This window comes from Fulvivirga aurantia (assembly GCF_009711475.1).
GTDB classification, from domain to species: Bacteria; Bacteroidota; Bacteroidia; order Cytophagales; family Cyclobacteriaceae; genus Fulvivirga; species Fulvivirga aurantia.
Map to the genome: position 1 here is coordinate 1 of NZ_SMMD01000797.1, position 8,611 is coordinate 8,611.

Consider the following 8,611-nt stretch of genomic DNA (forward strand, 5'->3'; position numbering starts at 1 on the left):
TTTATTTGTAATATCTCACTGATTTCTTTTATCGAATGCTCTTCCAGGTAAAAGAGCGTGAGTATTGTTTTGTGAGTTGTGGGTAGCTTTTTTAATAAAAATTCAATGGTTTTCCATCGGTCGTCTGCGTATTCGTTACCCTCATCAATCTCATCAGCTATCTCCTGTGGCTCAGCTGATCTGTGCTTTCTTAAATAGTCTATTGACTTATTATAAACTACACGATAAATCCAGGAGCTAAATTTTGAAGGTGCTGATATACCTCTGATACCTCGATGAAATGATATCCAGCTTTCCTGTACAAGGTCTTTAGACGCTTCCAAATCATGCGTGATTTTATAAGAAAAGCTTATGAGCTTTTTATGCCATCTCTTAATAAGAAGCTCAAACGCCTTTTTATCACCATCCCGGCATTTTAATACCAGTAGCTCGTCAAAGATTTTGTCTTTGTTCATCAAATTACCTGTTGTTACCAGTAAGTCGGAGTATGTAGGCTACAGGTTCAAAAAAATCTGTAGAATTTATTTAGTTGCCTGGTTTTTGACGATAGAGCTCAAACTCAACCCTGCGGTTGAGGCGCTTATTTTCTTCGCTAGACTCTTCTATAATAGGCTTTGAGCTGCCATAGCCGGTTGCTGTAATTCTGTCTTCTTCCACATTGCCAAAGTATACCAGGTACTCTTTTATAATGTCTGCGCGCTCTTGGGATAGTCTGAGATTAAACTCCTCCCGGCCATCTGAGTCTGTATGTCCGTTGATGTTTAATCTAAAGTCCGGGTTGTCCAGTAAAAAGTCAGCGAGTTTATCGAGGTCACCATACATAGGGGTGGTGAGTTGAGCCTCCCCCTCTTCAAACTCAATAGACTCAAACTTCATTTTACTTGAAATAGGCTCTGTGGTCTTATCCAACTGCATTTCGCCATCTAGATAGAAAATCTCCTCAATCCTAAAAAACTCCTCCCCCTGAAGTATAATCAGGTAGTTGTTGTTGTTGATCAGGTCAAACTCAAATGTACCGTCTGGGCGTAAAAATTTAGGAGCCACTTCTATGCCATTATCTAAGTCAATGATGGAAACGATGCCTTTAAAAGGCTCTCCACTTTCCTCATTGATCAATGATCCGCGCAGTGTAGTATTTGCACCTGGCTGGGCCTCCATCGGTAGTGGAAATGAGTATAAGTCCATATTAGACATGCTATTTTCTACCGAACGTGCATAAAATAGGTCCTGTGATTGTGAGTCGATAGTAAAATAAAACTCACTACCGGAGCCATTTACAAGCGGCCCGATATTTTTTGGTTCTTCCCAATTGCTATTTTTAAAGTAGGACTTATAAATGTCAAACTCTCCAAAATTTAGATTCTGCCCATCTGAGCTAAAATATAAAACATCATAAACATGATGGTAAAACGGGCTCACTTCTGAGCCTCTTGTATTAATGATCGGCCCAGCGTTTTTGGCCTTGTTCCAGGTGCCATCTTCGCTTTTTACTGTGTAGTAAATGTCTGATAGACCAAAGCCTCCAATTCGGTCAGAAGCAAAGTACAATGTGTCTTCGGTGTGAGAAAGCGAAGGGTGAGAGTCCCAGCTAATGCTGTTTACGCCTACACCCAAGTTTTTTACAGGGCCCCAGGTGCTGTCGGCTTGCAACTCAGAAATGAAGATATCACAATCGCCATAAGAGTCTGGAGAGTTGCAACGGGCAAAGAAAATCTGCTTGCCATCTTTACTTAGAGTAGCAGAGCCCTCGTTATATTGAGAGTTTATCGACTTCATCTCTTTAGCACTTCCCCAGCTGTCGTAAGCTTTTTCTGAAAAGAATAAATCTTCATCATGCACGGGATCGACACCTCTATAATGTGAGTTTCTTTTAGAAGTGAACAGCATGATACCGTCATTAGCGCTTAAAGTCGGGGCATAGTCAGAGTAATCGGAGTTTACCAGATTACCCATGTTAAGCAGCACGCTTCTGGGTGGCCGTAGAGTATCTACTTCTTTTCTGTAGTCGACTAATTCGTAGTAATACTCCAAAGGCACATAATAATCCTGGTCGTTGGTCGTGAGACTATCATAATAGAGCTCGATGGTTTTTATGTCTATATCATCTCTATGATGTTTCAATACTAGCTTATAGAGCAATTTAGCCTCAAAGTAATTGCCATAAGTTTCAGTGAGTTTAGCAAGTCTCCAGATCCAGTAGGTATCGCGGTAGAAATTGATGATTCCGAAATTACCTACATATTCTTTGAGTAATGGGTAAAGAGCTTCCCATTCCTTATTATCGTTGAGATCAACAATCTTTTTGAGCTTATTGCTTTTGTAATAAGGGATAACGTTTACATTAGGAAAATTGAAAAACTCTGATTGGCTGAAAGTGCTAACCGTATCTGAGAGAGTTACCGTGCCCCCAGATCGCCTTTTTTGTTTCTTTTGTGCTTGTATTTCTGAAAAAGAGAGAGTGATCAAAAAACAAGCTAAGAATATCCATTTTGCATGAATAATTTTCAAAGCCCTGCCGATTTCATAACTTATACTAAAGATGTTATAAAAATGTAGTTTTTTCAAGCTGCTAAGATAAAGAAGTTTTTGGCATAGGTATTGACATATACAGTATGACTAAAAAAAAGACGATATAAGTGCCATTATGGCATATACTATAAAAAATTAATATGTTTAATCAGCTATTATTATCAGACTTAGTGCAGGAAGATCAAGAAGAGCTTATACAAATGATAAACCCTGAAGAGGGTGAGGAGCTCAAGAAGGAAGACTTGCCTGAAGAGTTAGCCATTTTACCTATTAGAAATACGGTTTTGTTTCCGGGGGTGGTAATTCCGATCACCGTAGGAAGACAAAAATCTATCAAACTGGTTAAGAAAGCTTATAAGGGAGATAGAATTATCGGTGTAGTTGCTCAGAAGAATGTGAAAACTGAGGATCCTGCACTGGAAGATATATATAACATCGGTACAGTTGCGAAAATTATTAAAATGTTGGTGCTGCCTGATGGTAATACAACCATTATCATACAGGGTAAAAGCCGTTTTGAGATTGATACAGTGCTGGAAGAAGAGCCATTCCTTACGGCAAAAATCAATTTATTAGAAAATAGCTTTCCTAAAAAGAGCACGAAAGAGACTAAGGCCATTGTTCAGTCACTTAAAGATGCTGCGGGTAAGATATTAAAGCTTAACCCTGAAATCCCACAGGAGGCGCAGGTGGCATTAGATAATATTTCTGACCCTGGTTTTCTCACTCACTTTTTATCTTCAAACCTCAATGCTGAGGTAGCAGACAAGCAAAAGTTGTTGGAGATCAATGACGGGATGACCAGAGCTACATTGCTTTTAGAGCAAATGCTGAAAGAAATTCAGCTGCTAGAGCTGAAGCACGACATTCAAAAGAAAGTGCATACAGATATAGATGCTCAGCAGCGTGACTACTACCTGAGACAGCAGCTTAAAGTACTGCAAGACGAGTTGGGTCAGGATGGCCCGGATCAGGAGATCGACCAGCTCAGAGCAAGAGGTGATGAGAAAAAATGGCCTCAGGAAGTGAAAAAGCACTTTAATAAGGAGCTTGATAAAATATCAAGAATGAACCCTGCCTCTGCAGAATATCCCGTAGCGATGAATTATGCAGAGCTTTTGGTGGATCTACCTTGGGATGAGTTCACAGAAGATAACTTTGATTTAAAGAGAGCTAAGAAAATCCTCGACAAGGATCACTTTGGTATGGAGAAGGTCAAGGACCGAATTATTGAGTATTTAGCGGTACTTAAGCTAAAGCAAAATATGAAGGGTCCTATTCTTTGTCTATATGGCCCTCCTGGTGTTGGTAAGACATCGCTAGGTAAGTCTATTGCAAGTGCGCTTAATAGACAGTATGTCAGAATGTCACTTGGTGGTGTGCATGATGAGGCGGAGATACGCGGTCATAGAAAAACATATATTGGAGCGTTGCCGGGTAAAATCATTCAGAATATCAAAAAGGCCAAGTCATCTAATCCGGTATTTATCCTGGATGAGATCGACAAAGTAAGTTCAGATTTCAGAGGAGATCCTGCGTCTGCTTTATTAGAAGTTTTAGACCCTGAGCAGAATAGCACATTTGCTGATAATTATCTGGAGGTTGATTACGACCTTTCTAAAGTGTTATTTATTGCCACCGCCAACTCATTGGAGACCATACACCCTGCACTTCGTGATAGGATGGAAATCATCTCCTTGAGCGGTTATACACAGGAAGAGAAAACTGAGATAGCTAAAAAGCATTTGGTGCCTAAGCAAAAGAAAGAACACGGCCTCAAGTCGACTGATGTGAAATTCCACAAAAAGGCGCTTACCAAAATAATTGATGGCTACACAAGAGAGTCAGGTGTAAGAAACCTTGAAAGACAAATCGGTAGCGTAGCCCGACATGTGGCTAAGTCTATCGCTATGGAAGAAGAGTTCGACAAAACGATTACTGATAAAGAAGTCGTTGAAATTCTTGGCTCAGAAAGGTTTGACAAGGAGCTCTACCAAGGTAATGACATTGCAGGTGTTGTTACCGGTCTAGCCTGGACTCAGGTAGGTGGTGAAATTTTATTTATTGAGTCCAGTCTCAGTAAAGGTAAAGGCAAGCTCACACTTTCTGGCCAGCTAGGAGATGTAATGAAAGAATCTGCTATGGCAGCCATTTCATACCTTAAAGCCAATGCAGATGATCTTGGCCTCGACCATAAAGTATTTGATCAGTATGACTTGCACGTGCATGTACCAGCGGGTGCTGTACCAAAGGATGGACCTTCGGCAGGTATAACCATGCTCACTTCATTAGCCTCAATATATACTCAGAGGAAAGTAAAATCTAAGCTGGCCATGACCGGGGAGATTACATTGCGAGGAAAAGTGTTACCAGTAGGTGGTATCAAAGAGAAAGTGTTAGCGGCAAGACGAGCGGGTATCAATGAGATCATTTTGTCATCTACAAATAAGCGTGATATAAAAGAAATTGATGACCGCTACGTTAAGGGGTTAACGATACATTATGTTGATACTGTAGATGAGGTACTGAATCTGGCATTATTAAAAGAGAAAGTTAAAAAGCCGATTAAATTTACTTTTACTGAAGCTAAAGAGAATTAATAATTGAAGCCACTAAGTGTGCAAAGTATAGGTCTAATTTTAATGCTGGTGGTTTTGCCATCGGCTTTGGTAGCACAAATAGGAGGGCAACGTTCTTTTGAGTTTCAAAATGTACCGGCTACCACAAGACTTACTGCATTAGGTGGTGTAAATGTCTCATTACCTGAGGAGGATTTAAACCTGGTTTTTGCCAACCCGGCTCTTTCGGGTGATACGTTGTCAGGATATGCCAGCTTTAATTATCTGGCCTATTTTGCTGACGTAAACGTAGCGACTTTTGCTTATCAGCATGATTTAGGTAAATACGGCAACTGGTTTATAGGAGCCACTCACTTTGGTTATGGCTCTTTTACAGGCAGGGATGCTACAGGTGCAGAGACAGAAGAGTTTGAATCTGGAGAAACTTTGCTCATACTGGGTAGGAGCCACAAGGTAGGTAATTTTACTATCGGAGCAAGCCTTAAGTTTATCAACTCTTCATTGGCCGAGTACACAGCCAATGCACTAGCTGTCGATTTGGGTGGAGTATTTAAGCATCCTGAAAAGCAATTAAATGTTGGCTTAGTGTTTAAGAATATAGGTGTGGTTCTGGGAGATTACACTAGTTCGAGTGATTCCAAGTTGCCTTTTGACGTGCAGTTAGGTACTTCATTTAAGCCGGAGTTTATGCCTTTCAGGTTCTCTTTTACAGCTTACAATCTCTATCAAGGCGATATTTCATATTTCAATGAAAACGCGATAGAACAAGAAGAGGAGCCAGGCAACGCAGATAAAGTGCTTAGGCATCTCACAGTTGGGGCAGAATTACTGTTATCAAAAAACGTCAATTTAAGAGTTGGTTACAACCATTTGGTTCGTCAGGAGTTAAAACTAGAGGAAACAGCAGGGGGAGCAGGGCTTTCTTTCGGACTAATGTTTAGAGTTAAAGCCTTTGAGTTTAGCTACAGTCGTGGAGGATATCACGCTGCGGGCGGCTCTCATAATTTTGGTCTGGCGGCCAATACAAATTCATTTTTTAAGAAGAAATAAAGATTATAGATATGATAAATCAACCTATTTATTTAACGCCAAAGCAAATAGTTGAGGAGCTCGATAAATATATAATCGGGCAAAAAGATGCGAAGAGAAATGTGGCGATTGCTTTGCGTAATCGTTGGAGACGCATGAACGTGAAAACGGAAATGCAGGGAGAGATTGTGCCGAACAATATTTTAATGATAGGTGCTACCGGTGTAGGTAAAACAGAAATTGCCAGAAGACTGGCCAAAATAGCCAATGCACCCTTTACTAAGGTGGAGGCCTCTAAATTTACAGAGGTGGGTTATGTTGGAAGAGACGTAGAAAGTATGGTGCGAGACCTGGTTGAGCAAGCTGTAAAACTCGTAAAAGATGAGAAAAGTGCTGAGGTTGAAACTAAGGCTGCAGAAATAGTAGAAGATATCATCTTAGATGCGCTCATACCACCGGTTAAAAATCAGGCACCGGGTAGAACACCTGTATCGACAACCAATGATGCGAGTAGTGAAGATGAAATGCCAACTTCAGAGCAGGAACTTAACGAGCGCACCAGAGAGCGATTCAGAGAAAAGATCAGAAACGGAGAGTTGGAAGATCGAAAGATAGACATCAATGTAAAAAAGCCGGCTAATTCTGGTGTGGGTATGATCGGTGGTGGTATGATGGACGAGTCTTCTATGATCAATCTACAAGAGATGATTGGTAATATGATGCCTAAGAAGACCAAAAAGAGAAAGGTCACTATCGCTGAAGCACGTAAAATTCTAATGGAGGAAGAGTCTGCTAAACTCATTGATATGGATGAGGTGAAAGAAGAGGCCATAAGAAAAGCAGAAAATACCGGAATTATATTTATCGATGAGATTGATAAGGTGGCGGGTACTTCACGTAAAAATGGTGGAGGTAGCGGAGCCGATGTCAGTCGTGAAGGTGTACAGCGAGATCTTTTACCAGTGGTAGAAGGCTCTACTGTAAATACTAAATACGGTCTTATTAAAACCGACCACATCTTATTTATAGCAGCCGGAGCTTTTCATGTAGCTAAACCATCTGACCTGATTCCTGAGCTTCAGGGTAGGTTCCCAATACGTGTAGAGTTAGACAATCTTACGGTTGATGATTTCTTTCATATATTGATGGAACCAAAAAATGCACTTACCAAACAGTATGTGGCACTATTAGAATCTGAAGAGGTGTCACTGGAGTTTACGGAAGATGCACTTCACGAGATAGCGGAGACTGCTTTTCATATCAATACTGAAGTAGAAAATATAGGTGCGCGTAGGTTACATACAGTTATGAGTCAGCTGCTCAATGAGTTTTTGTTTGATGTGCCAGATAAAATCGGTCCTAATGCAAAGATTTCTGTAACCCGTGAGATGGTTAAGGAAAAGCTTTCTGGTCTCGTAAAAGACAAAGACTTAAGCGAGTATATCCTTTAAATTCGTAATTTTGGCCCGATGCGGGTGATTGTAGGAATAGTGTTTTTGAGTATTTTAGCGAGTGTGCATAGTAAGGCTACCGCCAAATATTCAATTAAAAAAGAAGATACCCTGCGAGCAACCTTTATCAGAGAGTTTGATGATCGGCTATATCTAAAGCCCATTTTTACTATTAGAAGCCTCTCTCTAGAGTTTGCCGATAAAAATAGAGAAGCAGACAATATCAATTACAAACCCAGCTCTAATAACTTTTTAGGGCTGGGTTTATATTTATTTGACATAGGCCTCGAAGTGTCTTTTAAGCTACCACAAGACGATGACGATGTGCCTGAGGAGATTTTCGGAGAAACAGAATCATTTGATTTTCAGACGAATATTTATGCCAGAAAGTGGGGTGCCGATATCGCCTACCAAAAATATGAAGGGCTATATCTAGAAAAACCAAAGAATCACATAGATAGCTGGCAGGAGGGTGATCCTTACCCTGTAAGAGAAGATCTGAATCTGAAGTATGTACAGGCCAATTGGTTTTATGTGTTTAATAACCAAAAATTCTCATACCGCTCGCCTTATATACAAGCTGACCAACAGCTCAAGAGCCAGGGAAGCACTCAATTGGGCATGTTCTTTTCTAATTTTAAGTTTAGTGCTGATTCATCGCTCATACCACTGAGTGCCAGAGAAGCCTTTCCCAGAAACGAAAATATTACTAACGGGCGGATTACAACTATTGCTGTACTGCCCGGGTATGCCTACACGCTTACCTGGAACAATATATACCTAAATACATCTCTGGCGGTGGGGCCAGGCAACCTTTGGATTAAATTTGAGCGTGAGGGTGCTGAGGAGGAAGAAGTGAAAATACGACCTGTAGCCAACGTAAGAGCAGCCTTGGGTTATAATGGCGATTGGTTTTTTGGAGGTATAACAGCTGTAAATCAATTCGTGTCAGGGCGAATCGATAACCTTGATGTAAATAGCAACTCTGCTAATATCAAATTCTTTTTGGGTCTGAGAATCAAG

The 8,611-nt window shown here is 40.6% G+C and carries 6 protein-coding genes; 4 read left to right on the top strand and 2 right to left on the bottom strand.

The annotated features are described in order from the left end of the window. A partial coding sequence (locus E1176_RS10530; protein WP_155210570.1) for an RNA polymerase sigma factor occupies nucleotides 1-455 on the bottom strand: 455 nt, incomplete at its 3' end. 70 nt (nucleotides 456-525) lie between these two features. Further along, complete coding sequence (locus E1176_RS10535; RefSeq protein ID WP_246206000.1) at nucleotides 526-2,466, bottom strand: OmpA family protein; 1,941 nt, start codon at nucleotides 2,464-2,466, stop codon at nucleotides 526-528. A 203-nt stretch (nucleotides 2,467-2,669) separates the two neighbouring features. Between E1176_RS10535 and lon the strand changes: the two genes are divergently transcribed. The 4 genes from lon to E1176_RS10555 form a co-directional block, all read left to right on the top strand. Further along, nucleotides 2,670-5,129: an endopeptidase La gene (gene lon / locus E1176_RS10540; protein ID WP_155210572.1), complete on the top strand. Its 2,460-nt coding sequence runs from the start codon at nucleotides 2,670-2,672 to the stop codon at nucleotides 5,127-5,129. Between the two features lie 18 nt (nucleotides 5,130-5,147). Further along, nucleotides 5,148-6,158 carry a type IX secretion system protein PorQ gene (gene porQ, locus E1176_RS10545; RefSeq protein ID WP_185152745.1) on the top strand — a complete coding sequence of 337 codons (1,011 nt, stop codon included), beginning with the start codon at nucleotides 5,148-5,150 and terminating at the stop codon, nucleotides 6,156-6,158. 11 nt (nucleotides 6,159-6,169) lie between these two features. Then, nucleotides 6,170-7,588: an ATP-dependent protease ATPase subunit HslU gene (gene hslU / locus E1176_RS10550; RefSeq protein ID WP_155210574.1), complete on the top strand. Its 1,419-nt coding sequence runs from the start codon at nucleotides 6,170-6,172 to the stop codon at nucleotides 7,586-7,588. Between the two features lie 24 nt (nucleotides 7,589-7,612). Further along, nucleotides 7,613-8,611, top strand: a 999-nt coding sequence (locus E1176_RS10555) for a DUF4421 family protein (RefSeq protein WP_222933128.1), incomplete at its 3' end; no start/stop codon positions are given.